General features: G+C 63.5%; 21 protein-coding genes and 1 tRNA gene. 13 read left to right on the top strand and 9 right to left on the bottom strand.

Annotated features, from left to right (window positions below; all coding sequences use genetic code 11):
• Nucleotide 1: 1 nt before the first annotated feature.
• From LCM4577_RS02095 to LCM4577_RS02085, 3 genes are read right to left on the bottom strand one after another with little or no spacing between them, the layout of a single operon-like run.
• Entirely contained in the window at nucleotides 2–253 is a 252-nt protein-coding gene (locus LCM4577_RS02095) for a DUF1272 domain-containing protein (protein ID WP_041003806.1), read from the bottom strand.
• Between the two features lie 12 nt (nucleotides 254–265).
• Nucleotides 266–568: an urease subunit gamma gene (locus tag LCM4577_RS02090; RefSeq protein ID WP_071036682.1), complete on the bottom strand. Its 303-nt coding sequence runs from the start codon at nucleotides 566–568 to the stop codon at nucleotides 266–268.
• Between the two features lie 21 nt (nucleotides 569–589).
• Nucleotides 590–1,477 carry an urease accessory protein UreD gene (locus LCM4577_RS02085; RefSeq protein ID WP_371410022.1) on the bottom strand — a complete coding sequence of 296 codons (888 nt, stop codon included), beginning with the start codon at nucleotides 1,475–1,477 and terminating at the stop codon, nucleotides 590–592.
• A gap of 195 nt (nucleotides 1,478–1,672) precedes the next feature.
• On the opposite strand from LCM4577_RS02085, the gene LCM4577_RS02080 reads away from it, so the two are divergent.
• From LCM4577_RS02080 to LCM4577_RS02070, 3 genes are all read left to right on the top strand, one after another.
• Entirely contained in the window at nucleotides 1,673–1,927 is a 255-nt protein-coding gene (locus tag LCM4577_RS02080) for an acyl carrier protein (RefSeq protein ID WP_041003067.1), read from the top strand.
• 4 nt (nucleotides 1,928–1,931) lie between these two features.
• Entirely contained in the window at nucleotides 1,932–3,140 is a 1,209-nt protein-coding gene (locus LCM4577_RS02075) for a beta-ketoacyl synthase (RefSeq protein WP_071069339.1), read from the top strand.
• 135 nt (nucleotides 3,141–3,275) lie between these two features.
• Entirely contained in the window at nucleotides 3,276–3,980 is a 705-nt protein-coding gene (locus tag LCM4577_RS02070) for a glutathione S-transferase family protein (RefSeq protein WP_071069337.1), read from the top strand.
• A gap of 4 nt (nucleotides 3,981–3,984) precedes the next feature.
• Here LCM4577_RS02070 and LCM4577_RS02065 read toward each other — a convergent pair whose 3' ends face one another.
• The 3 genes from LCM4577_RS02065 to LCM4577_RS02055 all read right to left on the bottom strand — a co-directional run bounded on the left by LCM4577_RS02065 (nucleotide 3,985) and on the right by LCM4577_RS02055 (nucleotide 6,632).
• Nucleotides 3,985–4,323: a hypothetical protein gene (locus tag LCM4577_RS02065; RefSeq protein ID WP_071036689.1), complete on the bottom strand. Its 339-nt coding sequence runs from the start codon at nucleotides 4,321–4,323 to the stop codon at nucleotides 3,985–3,987.
• Nucleotides 4,324–4,511: 188 nt separating this feature from the next.
• The gene (locus LCM4577_RS02060; RefSeq protein ID WP_041009032.1) at nucleotides 4,512–5,123 is read right to left on the bottom strand and encodes a nucleoside triphosphate hydrolase; all 612 of its coding nucleotides are present in this window, start codon (nucleotides 5,121–5,123) and stop codon (nucleotides 4,512–4,514) included.
• A gap of 405 nt (nucleotides 5,124–5,528) precedes the next feature.
• Nucleotides 5,529–6,632: a hypothetical protein gene (locus LCM4577_RS02055; RefSeq protein ID WP_071069853.1), complete on the bottom strand. Its 1,104-nt coding sequence runs from the start codon at nucleotides 6,630–6,632 to the stop codon at nucleotides 5,529–5,531.
• A gap of 427 nt (nucleotides 6,633–7,059) precedes the next feature.
• Between LCM4577_RS02055 and LCM4577_RS02050 the strand changes: the two genes are divergently transcribed.
• Nucleotides 7,060–8,118, top strand: a complete 1,059-nt coding sequence (locus LCM4577_RS02050; RefSeq protein WP_071069335.1) for a D-alanyl-D-alanine carboxypeptidase family protein — start codon at nucleotides 7,060–7,062, stop codon at nucleotides 8,116–8,118.
• Nucleotides 8,119–8,396: 278 nt separating this feature from the next.
• Here the strand turns inward: LCM4577_RS02050 and LCM4577_RS02045 are convergent, their stop codons facing one another.
• Nucleotides 8,397–8,846 (bottom strand): universal stress protein, encoded by a 450-nt coding sequence (locus LCM4577_RS02045; RefSeq protein WP_071069334.1) that lies wholly within the window; start codon nucleotides 8,844–8,846, stop codon nucleotides 8,397–8,399.
• A 477-nt stretch (nucleotides 8,847–9,323) separates the two neighbouring features.
• On the opposite strand from LCM4577_RS02045, the gene LCM4577_RS02040 reads away from it, so the two are divergent.
• Nucleotides 9,324–10,265, top strand: coding sequence for a DUF1003 domain-containing protein (locus LCM4577_RS02040; protein WP_071036695.1), 942 nt, complete (start codon nucleotides 9,324–9,326; stop codon nucleotides 10,263–10,265).
• A gap of 211 nt (nucleotides 10,266–10,476) precedes the next feature.
• Nucleotides 10,477–10,553: transfer RNA gene (locus tag LCM4577_RS02035), tRNA-Arg, on the top strand.
• Nucleotides 10,554–10,629: 76 nt separating this feature from the next.
• Here LCM4577_RS02035 and LCM4577_RS02030 read toward each other — a convergent pair.
• Entirely contained in the window at nucleotides 10,630–11,214 is a 585-nt protein-coding gene (locus LCM4577_RS02030) for a hypothetical protein (RefSeq protein WP_071069332.1), read from the bottom strand.
• Between the two features lie 133 nt (nucleotides 11,215–11,347).
• Between LCM4577_RS02030 and LCM4577_RS02025 the strand changes: the two genes are divergently transcribed.
• Both LCM4577_RS02025 and LCM4577_RS02020 read left to right on the top strand, forming a co-directional pair.
• On the top strand, nucleotides 11,348–13,630 hold the full coding sequence (locus LCM4577_RS02025) for a hypothetical protein (protein WP_071069330.1): 2,283 nt from the start codon (nucleotides 11,348–11,350) through the stop codon (nucleotides 13,628–13,630).
• Between the two features lie 6 nt (nucleotides 13,631–13,636).
• Nucleotides 13,637–14,809, top strand: a complete 1,173-nt coding sequence (locus tag LCM4577_RS02020) for a hypothetical protein (protein WP_131803415.1) — start codon at nucleotides 13,637–13,639, stop codon at nucleotides 14,807–14,809.
• A 34-nt stretch (nucleotides 14,810–14,843) separates the two neighbouring features.
• Here the strand turns inward: LCM4577_RS02020 and LCM4577_RS02015 are convergent, their stop codons facing one another.
• The gene (locus LCM4577_RS02015; RefSeq protein WP_071069328.1) at nucleotides 14,844–16,400 is read right to left on the bottom strand and encodes a PLP-dependent aminotransferase family protein; all 1,557 of its coding nucleotides are present in this window, start codon (nucleotides 16,398–16,400) and stop codon (nucleotides 14,844–14,846) included.
• 522 nt (nucleotides 16,401–16,922) lie between these two features.
• On the opposite strand from LCM4577_RS02015, the gene iolE reads away from it, so the two are divergent.
• The 5 genes from iolE to LCM4577_RS01990 all read left to right on the top strand — a co-directional run bounded on the left by iolE (nucleotide 16,923) and on the right by LCM4577_RS01990 (nucleotide 21,806).
• On the top strand, nucleotides 16,923–17,852 hold the full coding sequence (gene iolE / locus LCM4577_RS02010) for a myo-inosose-2 dehydratase (protein ID WP_071069326.1): 930 nt from the start codon (nucleotides 16,923–16,925) through the stop codon (nucleotides 17,850–17,852).
• Nucleotides 17,842–18,684 carry a polysaccharide deacetylase family protein gene (locus tag LCM4577_RS02005; RefSeq protein ID WP_244508196.1) on the top strand — a complete coding sequence of 281 codons (843 nt, stop codon included), beginning with the start codon at nucleotides 17,842–17,844 and terminating at the stop codon, nucleotides 18,682–18,684. The genes iolE and LCM4577_RS02005 overlap by 11 nt, the downstream gene beginning before the upstream one ends.
• A gap of 129 nt (nucleotides 18,685–18,813) precedes the next feature.
• Entirely contained in the window at nucleotides 18,814–19,803 is a 990-nt protein-coding gene (locus tag LCM4577_RS02000; RefSeq protein ID WP_244508195.1) for a sugar ABC transporter substrate-binding protein, read from the top strand.
• Between the two features lie 66 nt (nucleotides 19,804–19,869).
• Nucleotides 19,870–20,988: an ABC transporter permease gene (locus LCM4577_RS01995; RefSeq protein WP_071069322.1), complete on the top strand. Its 1,119-nt coding sequence runs from the start codon at nucleotides 19,870–19,872 to the stop codon at nucleotides 20,986–20,988.
• Nucleotides 20,988–21,806 (top strand): ATP-binding cassette domain-containing protein, encoded by an 819-nt coding sequence (locus LCM4577_RS01990; protein WP_071036722.1) that lies wholly within the window; start codon nucleotides 20,988–20,990, stop codon nucleotides 21,804–21,806. The genes LCM4577_RS01995 and LCM4577_RS01990 overlap by 1 nt, the downstream gene beginning before the upstream one ends.
• Nucleotides 21,807–21,808: the final 2 nt, after the last annotated feature.

Here is a 21,808-nt window from a genome sequence, read left to right as displayed (position 1 = left end):
GTTACGCGACCCTGCGCGCGCAGCCTTCGGCCTTGAGCACGCGTTTGGTCGACGGCGGATATTTCGTCAGCTTGGCCGCCGGCCGAATCGGCCGCGGCGCGAAATTGCCGCCGCAATTGGGGCAGACGCCGCCCAGCACAGTGTCCACGCAGTCGGCGCAGAAGGTGCATTCGAAGGTGCAGATCAAGGCATCGGTCGCCTCCGGCGGCAGGTCCTTGTCGCAGCATTCGCAATTGGGCCTGAGCTCCAGCATCGGTCTTCCTCCTCACCGGATCGGTTCATGCACGGTCACCAGCTTGGTGCCGTCGGGAAACGTCGCCTCGACCTGGACGTCGTGGATCATCTCGGCGATGCCGTCCATGACCTGGGCGCGGGTGACGACATGGGCGCCCGCCTCCATCAATTCCGCGACCGGACGGCCGTCGCGCGCGCCCTCGACAATGAAGTCGGTGATCAGGGCGATAGCTTCGGGATGGTTGAGCTTGACGCCACGCTCCAGGCGCTTGCGCGCCACCATCGCCGCCATGGCGATGAGCAGCTTGTCTTTTTCACGCGGCGTAAGATTCATGCAATGTCCCGGTATCTCAGATCAGAGTGACCACAATTTGGGCAGGCCCGCCCGTCCATTGAGCAGTTCGACGAGCGGAACCAGCCGCTTGCGGAGCTGGTAGCCGTCGCCGGCACAGAGCCTCGCAAGAAGCTTGCCAGATCGGCCGACGTTCCAGAAACTGGCGCCGCCGCCGTCACTGATAACGGGGCCGCCGATAATGGTGCGGACCTTGTCCAGCAGATCTTCCGCCCGCGGCGAAACGAGCAGCACCGTGGCAACGGCAAGCGCGCCGCCGGTCGCCGCCCGCCGCTGGAGCGTCGCCGCGATATCCGGGCCGAGCCGGAAATCCTCGGCATGGATCAGCACGCCGCCCTGGCGGACCCGCCAGCGGTCATGGAAGCTGCCTTGAACCGTCCGCTCGCCCATGGCCAGCCGGCCGAACAGGGTGGCTTCGAGTATCAACGCCTCGGCATCGTCGCCAAGCTCGACATCCAGCGTGCGGGCGAAGGCGGCGCGATCGAAAACGATGGTTTCCTGCGGCAGCCAGGCGATGCGGCCGCCAGGGGCGACCCGCAGGCCGACGCTTGTCTCGGCCCTGTCGGCGGCGGCGCGATAGACCCTCTCGCAGGCCTGGGTGGTGATGGAGGCGGAGGCGCCGGCGCCGACCTCGATCGTCCAGCCGAGGCGGTCGCCGCCGGTCATTCCGCCGGCCGTGTTGATGAGCACCGCCTCGAGCGGATCGCCTTCCACCGCCGGCATGCGGATCTTGGCCGATCCGTCCTGGTAGAGCCGCCGCATGCGTGTCCGGCCGTCGCTCTTGCCGCAGAAAAGCCTGGCTCGCCCGGCAACACGTTGCGCGGCGAGCAAAGGAGTGGCAGCCAAAGGCAAGGCGGGCCGGGATGTCAGGGCGTTCTCGATCGTGTCCACGATTGCAGGTTAAGCACTCTGGCGGCTTTGTCGATATATCGCTTGTTGCTTGACATCGTTTTGGTTTCTATAGAGGGAAGCCACCCTGGAGCGGTCGCGCGATGTCTGGCGAGGTAAGGGCAACGGCGTTGTTGGATCCGGGGATAAAAAAGGCGCTGATCAGTTGGCGTCGGGAAACGACAGGGAAGGAACCGAATGGCTGACCAACTGACGACCGAGATCATCGAAAAGATCAAAGCGCATGCCGACACCGGCGGCGAGGAAATCACCGCCAGCACCGATCTCGGAACGCTCGGCATCCATTCGCTGGAGTTGACCGAGATCATCTTCGATCTCGAGGAAAAGTACGGCATCGAGATCGAGATGAACACGGTCGACGCCTGGAGCAATCTCAAGAACGTCGGCGACATGGTCGAGGCGGTTCGCGAACTGATCGCGAAAAAAGCCTGACTGCATGCAAAAACGCGTCGTCATCACCGGTATCGGCGGGATTTGCGGGCTCGGCAACGATGCGGCGGCGATATGGGACGCCATGCGCGCCGGCCGCTCGGCCATCGGCCCTATCGACAATCCGTCGCTGCATGACCTCAAGGTCAAGACCGGTTGCGAAATCAAGCAATTGCCGGACCATGGCATCGACCGCAAGCAGGTGGTGTCGATGGACCGTTTCAGCCTGCTGGCGGTGATCGCGGCGCGGGAAGCCATGCGGCAATCGGGCTTGACCGCGCATGCGGACAACACCTACCGGATGGGCGCAATCGTCGGCGTCGGCGTCGCGGGCTTCGAGACCATCGAGGAGAATTACCGCGCGATCCTGCTCGAAGGGCGCAACCGTGCCGCCATCTTCACCGTGCCGAAAGTGATGCCGGGCGCGGCCGCCGGCCAGGTCAGCATGGCGCTCGGGCTGCGCGGCCCTGTCTTCGGCGCCACCTCGGCCTGCTCGTCGGCCAACCATGCGATTTCCTCGGCCGTCGACCAGATCAGGCTCGGCCGCGCCGACGTGATGGTCGCCGGCGGCACCGAAGCGCCGCTGGTGTGGGGCGTGCTGAAGGGCTGGGAGGCGCTGAGAGTGCTTTCGCCTGATACCTGCCGGCCGTTCTCGGCCGACCGTGCCGGCCTTGTGCTCGGCGAAGGCGCCGGCATGGCGGTGCTGGAAAGCTACGATCATGCGATGGCGCGCGGCGCCACCATCCTGGCCGAGATCGCCGGCGTCGGGCTTTCCGCCGATGCCTCCGACATCGTCGCGCCAACCGTCGAGGGGCCGGAAGCGGCGATGCGTTTCTGCCTGGCGGATGCCGGGCTCAATCCGGAAGACGTCGACTACCTCAACGCGCATGGCACCGGCACCAAGGCCAACGATCAGATCGAGACAGCGGCGATCAAGCGCGTCTTCGGCGACCATGCCCGTTCGCTTTCGGTATCGTCGACCAAGTCGATGCATGCGCATTGCCTGGGCGCTTCGGGCGGGCTGGAGATGATCGCCTGCGTGATGGCGATCCGCGACGGCATCGTGCCGCCGACCGCCAATTACCGCGAGCCGGACCCGGAATGCGACCTCGACGTGACGCCGAACACGGCACGTGAGCGTAAGGTGCGCGCCGCGCTCAGCAACAGTTTCGCCTTCGGCGGAACCAATGCGGTGCTGGCCTTCAAGGCGATCTGATCCCAGCCAGTCGGTTGACTCTGTGTGCACGGCTGGCCGTTTTCGCCGTGTATTGATCCCGGCTGGCCGGAGTCCTAATTCTTTGCTCACCCGCCACAGGCGCCGCCCGGCGCCAACCCGCATCCGGAGTTTCCGATGACCGACCTGTCCGCCTTTCCGATCGCCAAGCGCTGGCCGGCCGAGCACCCCGACCGCCTGCAGCTCTATTCCGCCACGACGCCCAATGGCGTGAAAGTGTCGATCGCGCTGGAGGAGATCGGCCTTGCCTATGAGCCGCATTATGTCGACATCGGCAAGAACGAGAGCTGGACGCCGGAATTCCTGTCGCTCAACCCGAACGGCAAGATCCCGGCTATCATCGACCCGGACGGTCCGGGCGGCAAGCCGATCGGTCTGTTCGAGTCCGGCGCCATCCTGCTCTATCTGGCCGACAAGACCGGCAAGCTCATGCCCGCCGATCCGGCGCGGCGCTACGAGACCATACAGTGGGTGTTCTTCCAGATGGCGGCGATCGGTCCGATCTTCGGACAGGTCGGCTTCTTCCACAAATTCGCCGGGCGCGAGATCGCCGACAAGCGGCCGCTGGAGCGTTACCGCGACGAGTCACGGCGGCTGATCGGCGTGCTCGAAACGCGGCTGAAGGGCCGCAAGTGGATCATGGACGACGACTACACCATCGCCGACGTGTCGATGCTGGGCTGGGTGCGCAACCTGATCGGCTTCTACGAAGCGCGCGAGCTGGTCGGCTTCGACGATTTCCCGATCGTCGCCGACTGGCTTGAGCGTGGCCTGGCGCGGCCGGCGGTAAAGCGGGGCCTCACCATCCCGGCGAAGGGCTGAGCCCTCACTTCGTCTTGGCGCTCGCGCCACCGCGGCCGAACACGGACGCCGCGAGCCGCGCGGTAGCGACGACCGCTCCTGTAGCGACGCTGGCCACGGTGCGGATTGGGCCCGATTTCTTCGCCGCCGCTCCCGTTGCTGGCTTATGCGGCTTCTGTGCCTTGGCCGCGACCTTGTGAGCCGCGCCGGGCGTCACTTTCTTCGGCGCCGCCTTGCCGAAAGCCGGCTTGGCGTCCTTCGACCGCTCCGCGATAGCGGGGGCGGCGCCGGCCTTGGCCTGCGCCCCCCTGGATTGATTGGCCCTGGCTTTCTTGGGCGCGGTTTTTCTGCTGTTGGTTGCCATCTGACAGCTCCTGCAATCTTCTTCGCAACTCCAGACGGAAAGCGGTGCGCGCCTTCCTGGAATTGCTCCGGCGCCGGACAATTCGGGATAGGGTCATAACGGCGCGAAAACCTTAAGGTTCCCGCCCAAAAATAGTGAAAATTGAGCAGGTTAACCAATCACCAGGGTCATTGATCAATGACCGGCCGTCAACCAATGACCATGTCGGCCGGCCGGCGCCGCGCCAGCACCCGCTCGATGTTGGGCATGTCGTTGGAGGCGATCCAGGCGCGGGCGTCCTCGTCGGACTTGCCGTGCTCGCGCCAGCGCTCCATCAGCCGGCGCTCGAGCTCATTGCGCGGCACGTCGACGAAGATGGTGAAATCGAACAAAGGCGCCAGCCGCGACCACGGCTCCTCGTCGAGCAGCAGGTAATTGCCCTCGACCAGGATGAACTTGGTGTCGGCGCCGACGATCTCGGCCGCCGCGCGCGACAGCTCGATGCTGCGGTCGAACACCGGAATGGCGATGTCGGGCTCGCCGGAGCGGATGCGCTTCAGCAGCGTCTCGAAGCCGGCGAAATCGAAGGTTTCCGGCGCGCCCTTGCGCGGGCGCAAGCCGCGACGGTTGAGAATGATGTCGTCATAATGGAAGCCGTCCATCGGCACGATTTCGGACGTGCCTTCCGGCAAAAGCTCATGCAGGCTCGCCGACAGCGTCGACTTGCCGGCGCCTGGCGGACCGGCGATGGCGACGACGAAGCGCCTGGCCTTGCCGGCGCGCTTGAAGATGGCGGCTGTGATATGGGCGATCTCGGACATCGGCGGCTTTCCGGTAAGGTTCGGCCGGCATTTTGGCGGGTGTGGATGGAAATTTCAAACCGGATGGTAGCACCTGGCCGCAAGCAGGCAGTCATATACTGTCGGCGCTGTGCGGAAATCCGAGATGCAGGCGGGACAGCACCCCCCTCTGTCCTGCCGGACATCTCCCCCGCAAGGGGGGAGATTGGCGGCTTCGTCGCCCGCGCGCGTCCTGCGGCGTTGACGATTGGCGAAAGCGAAGGGGACATCCGATCTCCCCCCTTGCGGGGGAGATGGCCAGCAGGCCAGAGGGGGGTGTGAAGGAACGCGGCGTCACAGTGACTGTCCTTGTCGCCCCATCACCTCTGGAACTTCACTCCTTGCTCCGCCCTGGAATGACGGATTCCCTGGGGCGCTCCCGAAACCTTACGCCGGAGCAGAACGCCCGACGCGCAGGAAGTCGCCGTCGAAAGGCACCTCCTTCGCCGCGCCGTTCGGGGCAAGGACGCGCAAACGATCGGGCGCGGCTTCGATGCTCGGCGGCTCGGCTTCCGCAAACGGCACCCCACCGATGACATGGCGGAACGAGACCGAGCGCCCCTCGGCCAGCGCGAAGGCCGTCGCCACGCCTTCCTGCTTCAGCCAGTTGTCGCCGAGCGAGGCGGCGTGGCCGACGGCCGAGCGGCCGTCCTCGACGCCGAGCACGCCGACATGGCGGCCGCTCCAGGGCGCGTAGTCGCGGCCGCCATTCGAGAACCACAGCATCGTCACCGGCAGTTCGGCCGGGTTCTTCAGCACCATAACCAGATCCTGCTCGGCGCGCCGGGCGATCGCCGCCCAGCCCGGGCCGCCGTGATCCGCCTCGACCAGGGTGATGAAATCCTCGCGCCTGTCTTCCATGCGATAGTCGGTGAGATCGGTGGTGCCGCCGGCGGCCAGCGGGAACCGCGAGAGGTCGGTGACGCGAGCCGGATAGGCCAGCATGGACCGGCCGCGCGCCGGATCCGGCTCCGGCGGCGTGGGAGGTGTGACGGCCATGCGCTTGGGCGAGAAGGCCAGCCGGCCGCCGCCCTTCATCACTGTCATCGGATGATGGGCGACGGAGATCGCGCCGGAGCCGCCGGAAAAGATGTGCTCCTGGTAGAGGAAGGGGTGGCCGTCGCGCAGCGTGAAGACCTTGTCGATGGTGGCGCCCATCACCTTGCGACGCAGCCGGAAGACAGCCCGCCGGCCGCCGGCAATGGCGCCGTTGTCGACGACGTCCCACGGGCTGTTGGCCGGCCAGCCATGCAAGGGTGCCGCCTCGACATCGCTGGCGGAGAAGGGCGCGCAGAGGAAATCGCCGGACAGGCGCACGGTGCCCTCGGGGAGGTTCGCGGGCAACGTCTCGCGCGGCGAGYCGACCCAGGGGGCGCGATGCAGCGGTTTCAGGACGCGGCCGTCTGCCTCGATATCCATCGCGGCGATATGGCCGACCGCAAGATCGAGCGAGACGGAGATGCCCTTTGCGCCGATCGTGACCGTGTCCATGCATGCCTCCCGCGAATCTTTGCGCAAGAAAAGCCTGTCCAATGGAGGGCGCGCAAGCGGGGCAATCGGCATTTTGCATCAAGGTGCGGCCAACTTGTGGTCGCAGGCGCTGCCCCTCATTGCCCTGCCGGGCATTTCTCCCCGTATAGTGACGGGGAGAAAGGGGCTGGCCGCTATGGCTGCGCCCTTTCTGCAACGCTGGGGATTAGCGAAACCGGCGATGGCGGCTCCCCTCTCCCCGTCACTACACGGGGAGAGGATGCCGGCAGGCAGGTGAGGGGCAGCGCCGAACCTCCGGAAGCAAAGAAAGCATACTCACACACACCGAAAACCTGGGCAAATGCGCTTCTATCGCCGTTAACCAGTTGGACGCCGCACATGGGTTACGTTAGCTTCGCCGCGTCTCAGCAACAGTTTTAGAAACGTCTTGCCCCGTATCTTCCCTTTCCTCCAGAAACTCATCGCCATATTGGCATTGCTCGCGCTGGTCGCCGGCTGCACGACGGCCGGGCCGCCGGAAAGCGTGCTGGCCGTGCCGGCGCAGCCGCAGAAATATGCCGCGATCGTGGTCGACGCCTCGACCGGCAAGACCTTGTTCGAGGTCAATTCGAGATCGCAGCGCTATCCGGCGTCGCTGACCAAGATGATGACGCTCTACATGCTGTTCGAGGCGATGGAGAGCGGCCGCGTCTCCAAGGAAACGCGGATCCCGGTTTCCGACCACGCCGCCTCGCAGCCGCCGACCAAGCTGCGCTTCCGGCGCGGCGAGACGATCGACGTCGATTCCGCCATCCGCGCCATGGTGGTGAAGTCGGCGAACGACGTGGCGGTGGCGGTGGGCGAGTATCTGGGCGGCGGCTCGGAGGACCAGTTCGCCGCCATGATGACCGCCAAGGCGCGCTCGCTCGGCATGACCGGCACCAATTTCCGCAATGCCTGCGGCTTGCCCGACGACGGCCAGGTGACCACCGCGCGCGACATGGCGGTGCTGGGCATGGCGCTGGAAAAACRCTTCCCGCAGCATTTCCACTATTTCTCCGAAAGCGACTTCATGTTCCGCGGCAGGCTGGTGCGCGGCCACAATGACATGCTGGGGCGTGTGCGCGGCGTCGACGGCATCAAAACCGGCTACATCCGCGCTTCCGGCTACAACATCGTCACCTCCTACAATGCCGATGGGCGGCACCTGATCGTGGTGGTGATGGGCGCCGATACCGCGCGCCAGCGCAACGACCATGTCGAGGCGCTGATCCAGCGCAGCCTGGGTCCGGCGGTCGCGGACGCCGGCCAGCCGAGGCTGATGTATTCCGGGGAGCAGACCGCGGCCGCGCCGCTTCCGGGCATGACGCCGCCGGACTCTGGTTTGCCGGGGCTGCCGCCGTCGCAGCAGCCGACGCCTGCGTCGGCGGTGCCTGGCCAGCCGGCATCCGATTTTCCGTCGCCGGATTTGGCATCGCCCGGCGCGCCGCTGCTGCCGACGCAGTAGAGGCGGGGAAAGTTTTACACGCCGGCGGGACAGCGCCCCCCTCTGGCCTGCCGGCCATCTCCCCCACAAGGGGGGAGATCAGATGTCGCGCCGGCTTTCGCCAATCGCAAACGCTGCAGAAATGGGCGGGGCGCCGAAACCGCCAATCTCCCCCCTTGTGGGGGAGATGTCCGGCAGGACAGAGGGGGGCGCGAAGGATCGCTGCCTGCCCCGCCTTTCGCTGGCGCAAGGATTGTCGAGATTCAGGTCGGGCCGGCCTCACCTGAATGTCGGCGGACCTATCTCACCACCAGCACCGGGATCGTCGTCAGCGACACCACCTCCGCCGTCTGGCTGCCGAGCACCAGGCGGCCGATGCCGCGGCGGCCGTGCGAGGCCATGACGATGAGGTCGGAGCCTTCCGCACCGGCGACCTCGAGGATCGCCTCGGCGGGCGTCCGGTTCTCGATATGCAGGCCCTTGGAGCCAACGCCCTTGGCATCGGCCTCGGCCTTGCATTCGGCGAGCAGCTCGCTGGCGTATTTGCGCGCGCTTTCCTCGTAATTGACCAGCTCGTCGGCGGCGACATAGCCGGCCATGGCGCCGCCCCAGGCCAGCGCCGGGAACGGCTCCGAGACGGTGACGAAGGCGACGGTGGCGCCGAGACCCTTGGCCAGCTCGAGGCCGTGGGCGACGCCCTTCTGGGCGAGTTCGGAGCCGTCGGTGGCGATCAGGATTTTCTTGTACATGGTGACGATCCCTCATTTGCGCGGCGCTGCGCGCCTGTTGGCGGGAGCCTGAACGGTCACGCCTGATTTCGATATAGTCAGCCTATCAGCCCAGCCACAGAGGCCAGTTTGATGTGGATCAAGGCCAGGCGGCGGAGACGATTGCGCCAGGGGTGGGCGTGAAATCGCGAACGGCGCTCCCCTCTCCGTCTCGGCTTCGCCGAGCCACCTCTCCCCGCTCCGCGGGGCGAGGAACCCAGGCTTGCGAGGTCGCGCCCTTGGCGACAGGCGTTTCCTCGCCCCCGCAAAGCGGGGGAGAGGTGGATCGGCGCGCAGCGCCGAGACGGAGAGGGGGCGGCGCCGACCTATGCGATTGGCCTAAGCAGCCCTGCTCCATCACAAGAACTTGTTCGGTCACACCAGCTTCACACTGACCATGGATATGCCGCGCCGGCTTGGCGTATCGTAGCCGCAAAGCCTCGAACAGGAGCACCGACCATGGCAGGCGACCCGAAGGCATCCGCGCAGATCCAGGCCGACAACGAGAACGACGTCGCCGGCGAATATCTCGAGGCGGAAACCGTGCCGGAGGATGCGCAAGCAGCCGCCGACGAGATCCTCGAAGCGCCGGAAGTGCCGGATTCCGAGCCGCACGGCGAACCGCATGTTCCAGGCACGGCCCGGATCAAGCCGAAGAAGAAGCCCTCGGCGATATCGGGGCGCAAATTCCGCAAGCGCGACCTAGTGCGCGTCGACGATCTCAGGCCCAGCCTCGCCGACCGCATCCGCTCCGACCATCCCGACCTGCCGCGCGGCGCCCGCATCAGCCGCGAGGAGCTCGGGCGCTACCGCATGCGCTACATGGAGGAATTGCTGCAGCAGGAGCACGGCGAGTTCTCCGAGCTCGACCGCCAGGTGGTGGAATCGATCGCCAAGCAGGACACGATCTCGGAAAACTCGGAAGAGGAATATGAGGAGCACCGCTCCTTCCCCGACCGCGTTTCCGACTCGATGGCCGAGTTCGGCGGCAGCTGGTGGTTCCTGATCTCCTTCGCCGCGGTGCTGCTTTTGTGGATCGGCATCAACCTGATCGCCGGCACGACCAGCGCTTTCGACCCCTACCCGTTCATCCTGCTCAACCTGATGCTGTCCTGCATCGCCGCCATCCAGGCGCCGGTGATCATGATGAGCCAGAAGCGCCAGGAAGCCAAAGACCGGCTGCGCTCCTTCAACGACTACCGGGTGAACCTGAAGGCCGAGCTGGAAGTGCGGCACCTGCACGAAAAGCTCGACTATCTGATCTCGCGCCAATGGCAGCGCCTGGCGGAAATGCAGCAGATGCAGCTGGATGCCATGCACGAGCTGACCGCGGCGAAGAAGGTGAAGCGCGCGACACGGGCGGTGAGAAGGAAGACGGCGAAGGTGGGGGCTGAGGGGTGAGGCCAGTTCCTCGCCCCACGCAGTGGGGAGAGGTGTCTCGGCGAAGCCGAGACGGAGAGGGGAGCGCCCTCTCCGTCAGCCCATCGGTCAGACAATCACCCCACCAGCCCGCCGCACAATCGCCAATTGCCCGTTGAAGCCCGCTGCGGCTTCCGCTAAGAAGCCGTGGCTGGCCGGCTCACCGGCCGGTTCGTTTTCCGGTTTCCGGGAAGCACCCGTAGCTCAGCTGGATAGAGCGCTGCCCTCCGAAGGCAGAGGTCACAAGTTCGAATCTTGTCGGGTGCGCCATTTCAAAGCTGGCTTGGACATTCCTATGGGTTCATTTGACGCGAGTGAAATCAAGGGACGTCGCGGAACTGGCTGCTTAGCCCACGGGCCCGATGAAGCTAATCGTGGCGCCACCTTGAGTTATTGTCTCCATCACGCCAAGCCTTGACCTCGCCAAAAGGTCACGCCAGACCGCCTCCATGTCTTCGAAGCCCACCTCAACAAACTCACCGCTGACCGAGGTTTCCCAAGGCGCGCTCAGACATCCCCGTCCTCGTAGTTCCTCCTCTGTTGCTTCGACTTCAAGATCTCTTCGAATTTCGAGTGGCTTGCCGTGCGCGAGCGTGTCGCGAAAGTTCTTAAGAGATTCGATGGTTTTGTAGGGGCGCTCGCCGTAGTCCGGCGCCACGCCTAAGCGCCTGGTCACTTTCTCGACCTTAACCATGAATGGCGCGCGTTCCTTCCATTTTTCGATAAGCTTATAGCCGAGGAAGTTCATGCGGGCCTCGACCGCAAAAGCGATCATGGTCAAGCAGGCCATCATCTCAATTCCGATCCCTTCCCGGTCGTCGTTCTTCAACCGCCCCGAAATGCGCTCTTTGAAATAGAAAGCCGCATTTGCAAGATCGTTGTGGATATAGATGTCTTTGTGCTCCTGGATTCGAAATCGCGCCTTTGCCATTCAATACACCTCCCAGGTGTTGGCGTCGCTTCAATCATCGCCCTGCGCATTGTAGGAGTTCGGACCTCCCCTGGATGAAACGCTTGCGTAATATAGAAACTGATTCTGCTCCCTATGAGGCGCCGTTGGTAGGATGGCTAAGTACACGATCAATTTCTCTCCTGTTAGTGTCGCAGGACAGACTAAAATTCTGGTGGGTCGCCAACCTTTCGAAGACGGCCGTCTGGACGAACTTCGCGAAGCGTTTCGAGAAACACATGTTTTTCGACGTGACGGCATCGACGCTATCATCGACGTTCCCGTTGCTGCGGGTCAGAAGCCAATCGGAAATGTTCAGGAAGAAATCGACCTTGGACGGTATCCTAAGCTTTGGCCCTCCCTTCTCTCGGCAGCACTCGTTAGAGCCTTTAGCGGGGTGCGGGACATTCTCTCTGAGCGGCCGGTTAGCGTCGTGGGTTCAGTGTCACGTGGCCTAATTCAGCACCCAGACCTGCCGCACTGGATGCAAAGGCGAACTCTAATGCGCTTTGATACGCGCACGATCTACACGAGCGGCAAGCATACATTTGGTCTTGCTTGCGAGGCGCGGTTAAAGAACTTCATTCAGGGATCGTGTGCAGAGCTGCTTGCTCTCGGGATTCCGCTTCTCGGAAGATACGTCCAGATCGAGGAGCCGCACTATGATCCCAGGTTGATGAAGAAACGACGGTTGGTAGGTAGAGTATCGGCGATCAAGGGTGACGACCTCATTCTGGAGGACCACGCCGAAGGCTTTCCGACCGTTCCCACGATTCTGGCTTTTCTCGAAGCTAGGAGGGAAATATTTGACGACTGCGTCAAGCGAATAGTCAACCGCGACGCGGCCTCCCTTCTTGCCAAGGCCGAAGCCATGGCAGCTTCGTTTCATGCCGGACCAGGGCGCAAAGAGCAAATCGAGGAAGCGCTGAAGTACCTACGAGAGAGAGTTTCACTTGAGGCTGTACCAGGGGCGAAATTTGTAATCAGCTCCATGCTGTCCTCGGGCGACAAAGGCTTTCCGTCAACCGAGATGATCGCGAAACCGATATTCGTTTTCGATCCCAGTGGAACACGCAAAGATGACTGGAACGAGCGAGGGATCAAGAAGAACGGACCTTATGACCAGAGAACTTTCAGTCCAAAGCAGTTGAAAGTTGCGGTAATTTGCCAAGCCAAGTACGAAGGGCAGGTCGACGGCTTTATCGCCAAATTTCTCGATGGCATGCCTGATGTTCTTACCGGCAGGAACCGTGTTCCGCGTTACGGTGACGGATTCCTGCGGCGGTTTTCATTAGAAAAGCCAAACGTTACGTTTTTTACCGCATCAAGCGCAAAGACGAGCGACTATTTGGCAGCTAGCCGAGCCGCGTTGACCAAGGCTACTGATGAAGGATTCAAGTGGGATCTGGCTCTCATCCAAGTCGAGGAGGAGTTTAAGGGCTTCGACGACGACGCAAATCCGTACTATGCAACCAAATCGGTATTCCTCAAGCGCGACGTGCCCGTCCAAAGCGTTCGCCTTGAAACAATGGCACAAGCTGATAGCCAACTGATCTTCTCGATGAATCACATGAGCCTCGCCACCTACGCTAAGTTGGGAGGTACACCTTGGTTATTGGCTTCGCAACAAACCGTTGCCCATGAGTTGGTGATTGGCCTAGGTTCGCATTCGGTTGCCAACAGTCGCATTGGCTCGCAGCAAAGGTTCGTTGGAATCACGACCGTATTCTCAAGTGATGGCAGTTATCTGCTCAGCGACCGAACGGCCGTTGTCCCTTACGAAGAGTATGCGAATGCACTTTATGAGACGCTAAAGCGTTCGATCACAACGGTACGGAAGCAGGATAATTGGCGCAGCACGGACAAAGTCCGGCTTGTTTTCCATATGTTCAAGCCGCCAAAGGACACAGAAGCGGGAGCGATCAAGCGGACCGTAGACGATCTCAAACTAGACAATGTTACGTTCGCATTCGTGCACATCGCGCCAAGTCATCCATACCTGATCTTTGACAACACCCAGAAAGGCATCGGTTACCGCGACCCGAAAAAGGGTATTCTTGGGCCTGAGCGTGGCCTTCATCTCAAGCTTGGTGATTTCGAGTCGCTGATTGTCTTCTCTGGAGCCTCCGAGTTGAAGCAGGCGAGCGACGGAATGCCGAGACCATGCCTGTTGAAACTTCATCGGCTCTCAACTTTCACCGACATGACCTATCTCGCACGCCAAGCATTCGAGTTCTCAGGTCATTCGTGGCGCATGTTGTCACCCGAGCCGTTCCCAATCACCATTCGCTATTCGGACCTGATCGCCGAACGACTTGCAGGATTGAATGCTGTACCTGGCTGGGATCCAGAAGCGGTTCGGTTTGGGCAAATCGGCCGCACCCTTTGGTTCCTGTAGCCTATGATGAATTTGCTCGACATACGCACTGCGTTACAGGCCCAATATCGGAGCATCTCCAACCCGCCCTGTCACATCGGGGCTTTTGGTGCTTGGATACTGTCGGACGATCAAGTCCTTCGGACATACGTTGAGGAAGCGATCCGCTTTAAGGGGCAAATGCGGCGCCCCGAGCATGTGGCTGCACTCGGCTACGGCTTAGCTAGAGCGCTGCTCGTAGAGCATGAGAAAGGCTTGCTCCTTGAGGAACTCATCCAATTAAGCGGGCGGGCTTTCTTTGTTCCAGGTCGACCGTGGCGGTTTGAGGTCGACGGTGTTGCGCTTCTCGGGGTCTCTCTGGGGATCGCGGGAAATAATGCCGATGAACAATGGTTGAGAGAAGTTCTATCGCGCTCGACCAAAGAAGTTGCCAGCGACCCTTGGCAAATCGGTCTGGTTAGAGTGGCGCGCCTAGTCATCGGCGACACCAACATACGGATCATCCCGCCTGATCTTTCTGTAGCTGTTGTGGCTAAGGGTATTGGAGAACTTCGAGGCGATGATCTTGAAGCGAGTTGGGGGATGGCAGCACGACTTGAATCGCACAATTCCGGACCTTCGCGCGATGCAGTGAGACTTGCCGTCTTCGAGTATATCCTGGCGCGGCGCGGACAGATTTCGATTGCTGCAGTGACGAGGAACGATCTCGTCGATCTTCTACGAAATATTTCGCGGTCGATGCGACTTTGGACGTACGAGTCGGCAAAGCGCACTCGGAAGTCTGAAATTGCAAGATGGGATATCGAGAACGAATATCACGTTCAAAATTTGCTTTGGGCTATTCTGGCACCGGTCTTATCTGACCTTGAGAACGAAGAGAATTTACCGTCAATTGGACATAAAAATCCTCGCGCAGACCTTGGCGTTCCGTCATTGCGCACGATCATTGAGGTCAAATTCATGCGAAACGCGGGCCAACAGGCCTGCGCCAAGATTATCGAAGAGGTTGCCGCCGATGCGAGCCTCTATCTCAGCAGGTCAACTGCGTACGATAACATAATCGCGTTCGTCTGGGATGACCGTGCGCAGACCGAGCAGCACGACGAACTAAGAGCCGGACTTGAGGCCATCAAAGGTGTCTCGGCCGCAATCGTACTGCCCCGTCCATCCAAGATGCTGCGAGGCTCTGAACTCGACTAACATGTTGATCGCGCACCTCTCGTTCGTCGCCCCCTCACCCCAGCACCTCCCCTATCGCCTGTGCCAGCCTCTCCACCCCGTCCCTCGTCTGCGCCGCATCACAGGCCGCATAGCCCAGCACCAGCCCTTGCGTCGGCGCGGTGTTCTGGAAATATTTCGACAGGGGCGAGACGTTGATCGCCCTTTTCGCCGCCGCCTGGCTGACCTTGATGTCGTCGATGCCGGCCTTCAGATAGCCCACCACCTGGATGCCGGCCTCGGCGGGGGAAAGCGTGATCTCGTCGCGCAGGCGCTCGGTGACGATGTCGCGGAAGAGCTGGCGGCGCTGGGCGTAGATGCGGCGCATGCGCTTCAAATGCCGGCTCATATGGCCCTCGGTGATGAAATCGGCCAAGGCGGCCTGGAGCAGCAGCGGCGCGAACTGGCCGGTGGTGGAGAGCGCGTTGACGATGCGGCCGGCGAGCTCCGGCGGCAGCACCATGAAGCCCAGGCGCAGCGCCGGGAACAAAAGCTTGGCGAAGGTGCCGACATAGATGACGCGGCCGGAACGGTCCATGCTCTGGATCGCCGGCACGGGGCGGCCTTGAAAGCGGTATTCGCCGTCGAAATCGTCCTCGATCACCCAGGAATTGGCGGTCTCGGCGATGTCGAGCAGGCGCAGCCGCTCCTCCATGCGCATGGTGATGCCGAGCGGATGCTGGCAGGCCGGCGTCACATAGATGAGGCGGGGCGAAAAGCCTGGAGCAGCTGACCCTTTGTTGGAGCATGATCTTTGTCCGAAAACCGGTTCCCACTTTTTGCGTTCGCTGACCTTCGGTTCGGGATCATGCTCAAAACGCCAGCCGCGCTCCTGGTCGACCGCGATCGGCAGGATCCTGGCGCCGGCCACGGTGAAGGCGGCCTTGGCGCCGTAATAGCCGGGCTCCTCCATCCAAACCGTGTCGTCGGGGTCGAGCAGCAGGCGCGCCAGAAGATCGAAGGCGGCCTGCGCGCCGGTGGTGACGACGATCTGCTCCGGACGGCAGCGCACGCCGCGCGCGGAGAAGAGATAGCCGGCGATCGCCTCCTTCAGCGCCGGATGGCCGGTCACGTCATAGGTGCCGAACAGCGTCTCGCCGCCATGGCTGGCGCGGCGCGCCACCAGCCGGCCCCAGACGCCGAAGGGAAAGCTCTGCGCATCCGGCATGCCGGGATGGAAGGCGACATGCCCCGGCCTGCCGTGATGGTAGGGCTGGCTGAGCAGAAGCTGGCCGCGCAGGGAGGGTGACCGCAAAGGCACCGGCGGTTCTTCGCGCGGCGTTTCGCGTGGGCCTTCGGGCAGATCGACGATCACGGGCCGCGCGCCCTGGCGGTTGGCGAGATAGCCTTCGGTGACGAGCTGGTCGTAGGCGGCGACGATGGTGTTGCGGCCAAGGCCGAGCTCGGCGGCGAGAGCGCGGGTGGAAGGCAGCTCCGAGCCGGGGGGAAGCGCGCGGCCGCGGATGATGGCGACGAGGCCGTGATAGAGCTGGCGCGACAGATGCTCGGGGCTGGCGCGGTTCACGGCGAGCGTGTCGAGCGGGAAGGGCTGGGGTTTGGGGTGGGGGCGCATGGGTTACGCCCACCCGTAGGCGCGCTGGCGAGCCGCGGCACGCTTGGCTTCAGACGTCGAGTTCCTTCGCCCCCCTCTCTGTCCTGCCGGACATCTCCCCCTCTTGGGGGGAGATTGGATGTCGCGTTGGGTTTCGCCAATCGCCAACGTTGCAAAGACGAGCGGGGCGCCTGAACTGCCAATCTCCCCCCTTGAGGGGGAGATGCCCGGCAGGGCAGAGAGGGGGGCCTCGCGCGGCCGCTTCGTGATCTCCATCCCCCATCCTGCCACAGCCACCTCCCAACACAAACTGGTTCCTTCATTTTCCGCAAAACTGGCCCTCGCGGGGGAGACAGAGCGGGGTAGACTTCGCGCACTGACGTTGGGGCAAGACGTCGACAGAATATGTGAGGCGGGCCGCTGGGAGGGCGTTCTGCCAAACGAAACGGCAGGGTTCCGCGCCCCTGCCGCCAGCAATCGCAGCCATCTCCTCCCGAGACCATCAACCCCGCAGCCATCCGGCTGCGGGGGGGAAAGCGAGCAATGACGACAGTTCGACTTGGCATCAACCCGATCACCTGGACCAATGACGACGTGCCGGAACTGGGCGGCGACACGCCGCTCGAGACCTGCCTCGCCGAAACCGCGGAAGCCGGCTATGCCGGCACCGAGCTTGGCGGCAAGTTTCCGCGCGACAGCCGCGCGCTCCGGCCCATCCTCGACCATTACGGGCTGGCGCTGGTCTCCGGCTGGTATGACGGGCGCATCTGCGAGAAGGAGGTGGACGAGGAGTTCGAGGCGATCCGGCCGCATCTGACTTTATTGCGCGACCTCGGCGCCCGACGCGTCGTCTATGCCGACACCTCGCGCGGCCGGCATGGCGCGATCCACGATCCGATCTCGCAGCGGCCGAAGCTGATGGACGGCGAATGGAAGGCCTATGGCGCCAAGATCACCCGGCTCGCCGAGCGGTTCTCCGACTTCGGCGTCGGCATGGCCTTCCACCATCACATGGGCACCATCGTCGAGACCGATGAGGAGATCGACCGGCTGATGCACACGACCGGCGAGGCGGTCGGCCTGCTCTACGACACCGGGCACTGCGCCTTTTCCGGCGGCGACCCGGAGCAATTGCTGCGCCGGCATGTGGAGCGCGTCGTGCATGTGCATTGCAAGGATGTGCGCCCGGCCATCCTGAAGAAGGCGCGCGAGGCCGACATGAGCTTCATGGGCGCGGTGATGGAAGGCATCTTCACCGTGCCGGGCGACGGCGCGATCGACTATCCGACGCTGCTCAAGATCCTCGCCGGCCAGGGCTATTCCGGCTGGCTGGTGGTGGAGGCCGARCAGGACCCGGCCAAGGCGCATCCCTTGACCTATGCCACGATGGGCTACCGCAATCTGAAGAAGCTGGCGCAGGGCGCGGGCTTCTATGTGCACGAGCGCGCAAAGGAGGTCCGCCATGCCGGCTGAACGCAAGGTCGTCATCAACATCGACGATGTCGGCATGTGCCACGGCGCCAATGTCGCCTATCTCAAGCTGAAGCGCGCCGGCGCGGTGGACAGCGGCTCGGTGATGGTGCCCTGCCCGTGGTTCCTGGAGATCGCCGAGGAAGGCGCCAAGGATCCCTCGCTCAATCTCGGCGTCCACATCACGCTCACCTCCGAGAAGAAGTACTACCGCTGGCGGCCGCTGACCAAGGCGAGCCAGGCGTCGGGCATCGTCGACAGCGACGGCTATCTGTTCCGCTCGGTGCCGGAATTGCGCGCCAGAGGCGAGCCGGAAGCGGTGGAGGCGGAGATGCGGGCGCAGATCGGCGCGGCGAAGGCCGCGGGGCTGTCGCTCACGCATATCGATGGACACATGGGCGCGGTGTTCTCGCCGGAGTTCGTCGACCGCTACGCGGCGGTCGGCATCGACTACGGCCTGCCGACCTTGTTCCCGAAAAGCATTTCCGTCTACGGACCGATCCACAATCTGGGTCCGCTGGACGACAGCGTCTTCTCGGCGCCGGGCAAGCGGCTGGTTGAGGCCGGCGAGACGCTGGCAAGCGCGGTGCTGGAAACGCCATGGCACCGCAACCAGCCGGCACGCGCCCGCTACGAGGCGCTGTTCGRCCAGATCGGCGAAGGGCTGAATTTCCTTTGCCTGCACGCCAATGCGCCCGGCGAGATCGAGGTGATCGAGCCGAACTCGGCGCAGATCCGCATCGACGAATTCGACCTGCTTCCAGACCCGGATTTCATGGCCTTCGTGGAGGGATTGTCCATCCGCCGCGGCACGCTCCGGGATTTCAGAGCATGATCCCGAAAAGTGGAAACCGGTTTTCGGAAAAGATCATGCTCCGAACAGGAATCATGACGAAGGCGGCCTGACCGGGAGGGTCGAGGCCAAGACTTGAGAGACGACAACGATAACTTGAGGAGAACCACTATGAGTGCCTTATTCTCGATGTCCGGACTGCGAAATGCGTTGAGCGCGGCGGCGCTTTCGCTCGCCTTTGCCGGCGCAGGCGTCCTGCCCGCGCCGGCCCAGGTGAAGAAGGAAAGCGATGTGCGCATCGTCTTCGTCACCCACGGCCAGGCCAACGACGTCTATTGGAGCGTGGTGAAGAACGGCATGCAGGCCGCCGCCAAGCAGCTCGGCGTCAAGGTCGAATACCAGGCGCCGGAAACCTTCGACGTGGTGCGCATGGCGCGCATGATCGAGGCGGCGACCGCGTCCAAACCGGACGGGCTGGTCGTCTCCATCCCCGACATGGACGCGCTGAAGGCGCCGGTGGAAGCGGCCAAGGCCGCCGGCATCCCGGTGGTGGTCATCGACAGCGGCGAGGAAGCGGTGGAGCCCTGGGGCCTCGACCTCTTCGTCGGCGGCGGCTCGGAATACGACAATGGCGTCAAGGCCGGCGAGATCATGGCCAAGGCCGGCGTCAAGAAGGGCATCTGCATCAACCATGAGGTCGGCAATGTCAGCCTCGACAAGCGCTGCGAAGGCTATAATGACGGGCTGAAGAAGAGCGGCGGTTCCTCCGACGTGGTGGCGGCCACGATGGACCCGACCGACGTGACGCGCCGCGTCGAAGGCTATCTCACCGCGCATGCGGACGTCACCGGCGTGCTGACGCTGGGCCCGACCGTCGCCGCACCCCTGCTCAAGATGTTTTCGGATGCCGGCACGATCGGCAATTACAAGATCGGCACGTTCGACCTGTCGCCCGAGATCCTCGATGCGGTCGCCAAGGGCACGATGATGTTCGGCATCGACAACCAGCAATATATGATGGGCTACTATCCCGTCGTCTTCCTCACCAACAAGGCGATGTACAAGACCTTCCCGACATCGGCCGTGCGCACCGGTCCGTCCTTCATCATGAAGGACGACGCGGCCGCCGTGCGCGATCTCAGCAAGGCCGGCATCCGCTGATGCTATAATGGCCCGCCGGCGAAAGCGCCGGCGGGCCTTTGTTGGGTGCCCTGGACGCTTATTGGGATGACGATCGTGACCGATGCACTGAACCCGGCTCATCCGCCCGAGCCGAAACCCGTTTCGCGACGCCTGGTGCGCCTGATGCGGCGGCCGGAGCTCGGCGCCATCACCGGCACCGTCATCGTGTTCCTCGCCTTCGGCATCACCGCAGGCAACAGCGGCCTGTTCTCGATGGCCGGCATCGCCAATTTCCTGCAGGTATCGGCGCAGCTCGGCATATTGGCCGCGGCGGTGGCGCTGCTGATGATCGGCGGCGAGTTCGACCTGTCGCTGGGCTCGATGATTGGCTTTGCCAGCGTCACCATCGGGCTTTGCGTCACCCAGTTCGGGCTTTCGATCCCCGCGGCGGTGGCGATCGCCTTCATCATCGCCATCATCGTGGGTGCACTGAACGGCATCCTCGTGGTGCGCACCAGGCTGCCCTCCTTCATCGTCACGCTGGCCGGCCTGTTCATCCTGCGCGGCCTGACGCTCGCGATCACGCGCACCATCACCGGGCGCACGCAGATCCCCTATATCACCGACGGCCAGGAAGGCAGCTTCGTGGTCTGGCTGTTCGGCGGCAAGTTCGGCGCGCCGGTCTTCGCCTGGCTCGCCGCGCATGGCGTGATCGCCGCGCGCCCCGACGGCTCGGCGATGGTGCAGGGTCTTTCGATGTCGATCCTGTGGTGGGTGGCGGTGACCGCCTTCGCCACCTGGCTGCTGATCAAGACGCGCTTCGGCAACTGGGTGTTCGCCGTCGGCGGCGACGACCGCGCGGCGCGCAATGTCGGCGTGCCGGTCGACCGGGTGAAGATCCTGCTGTTCATCGGCACAGCGCTTTCGGCGACGCTGTTCGCCGTCATCCAGGTGCTGGAGGCGGGCTCCGCCGACACGCTGCGCGGCACGCAGAAGGAATTCCAGGCGATCATCGCGGCGGTGATCGGCGGCTGCCTGCTCACCGGCGGCTACGGCTCGGCGATCGGCGCCATGTTCGGCGCGCTGATCTTCGGCACGGTGGAGATGGGCATCTTCTACACCGGCATCGACACCGACTGGTTCCAGGTGTTCCTCGGCTCGATGCTTCTGATCGCCGTGCTGGTCAACAATTACGTGCGCCGCAAGGCGACGGAGGCACGCTGATGACCGAGCCCGTTCCGCTCATCGAACTGCGCAACGTCACCCGCCGCTTCGGCTCGGTGACGGCACTGCGCGACATGTCGTTTGCCGCGCATGCCGGCGAGGTGCATTGCCTGCTCGGCGACAATGGCGCCGGCAAGTCGACGCTGATCAAGACGCTGTCGGGCGTGCACACGCCGAGCGAAGGCCAGATGTATGTCGACGGCAAACCGGTGACGTTCTCATCGCCCAGGCAGGCGCTCGACGCCGGCATCGCCACGGTTTTCCAGGACCTGTCGATGATCCCGCTGATGAGCATCACCCGCAATTTCTTCCTTGGACGCGAGCCGGTGAAGGGCTGGGGGCCGGCCAGGCGTATCGACATGAAGACGGCCGATGCGATCGTCTATGACCAGCTCGGCAAGATCGGCATCAATGTGCGCGATCCGCAGCAGGCGGTCGGCACGCTTTCCGGCGGCGAGCGGCAATGCGTGGCGATCGCGCGCGCCGTCTATCACGGCGCCCGGGTGCTGATCCTCGACGAGCCGACCTCGGCGCTCGGCGTGCACCAGGCCTCGATCGTGCTGCGCTATGTGGCGCAGGCGCGCCAGCGCGGGCTCGCCGTCATCTTCATCACCCACAACATCCATCACGCCTATCCGATCGGCGATGTCTTCACCATGCTCAACCGCGGCCGCTCGCTCGGCACGTTCCGCAAGGGCGATATCAGCGAGAAGGAGGTGCTGGACATGATGGCCGGCGGCCGCGAGATCCGCGAATTGCAGCAGGAGCTGGAGCGCTTCACCAAGCCGGGATCCGGCGCGGAAGCGGCAGCCAACTGAGG

Origin of the sequence: Mesorhizobium sp. LCM 4577, from assembly GCF_001854795.2 — a bacterium.
GTDB classification, from domain to species: Bacteria; Pseudomonadota; Alphaproteobacteria; order Rhizobiales; family Rhizobiaceae; genus Mesorhizobium; species Mesorhizobium plurifarium.
Note: the sequence above shows the minus strand (reverse complement) of the source record. Positions and strands in the feature narration are given on the sequence as shown.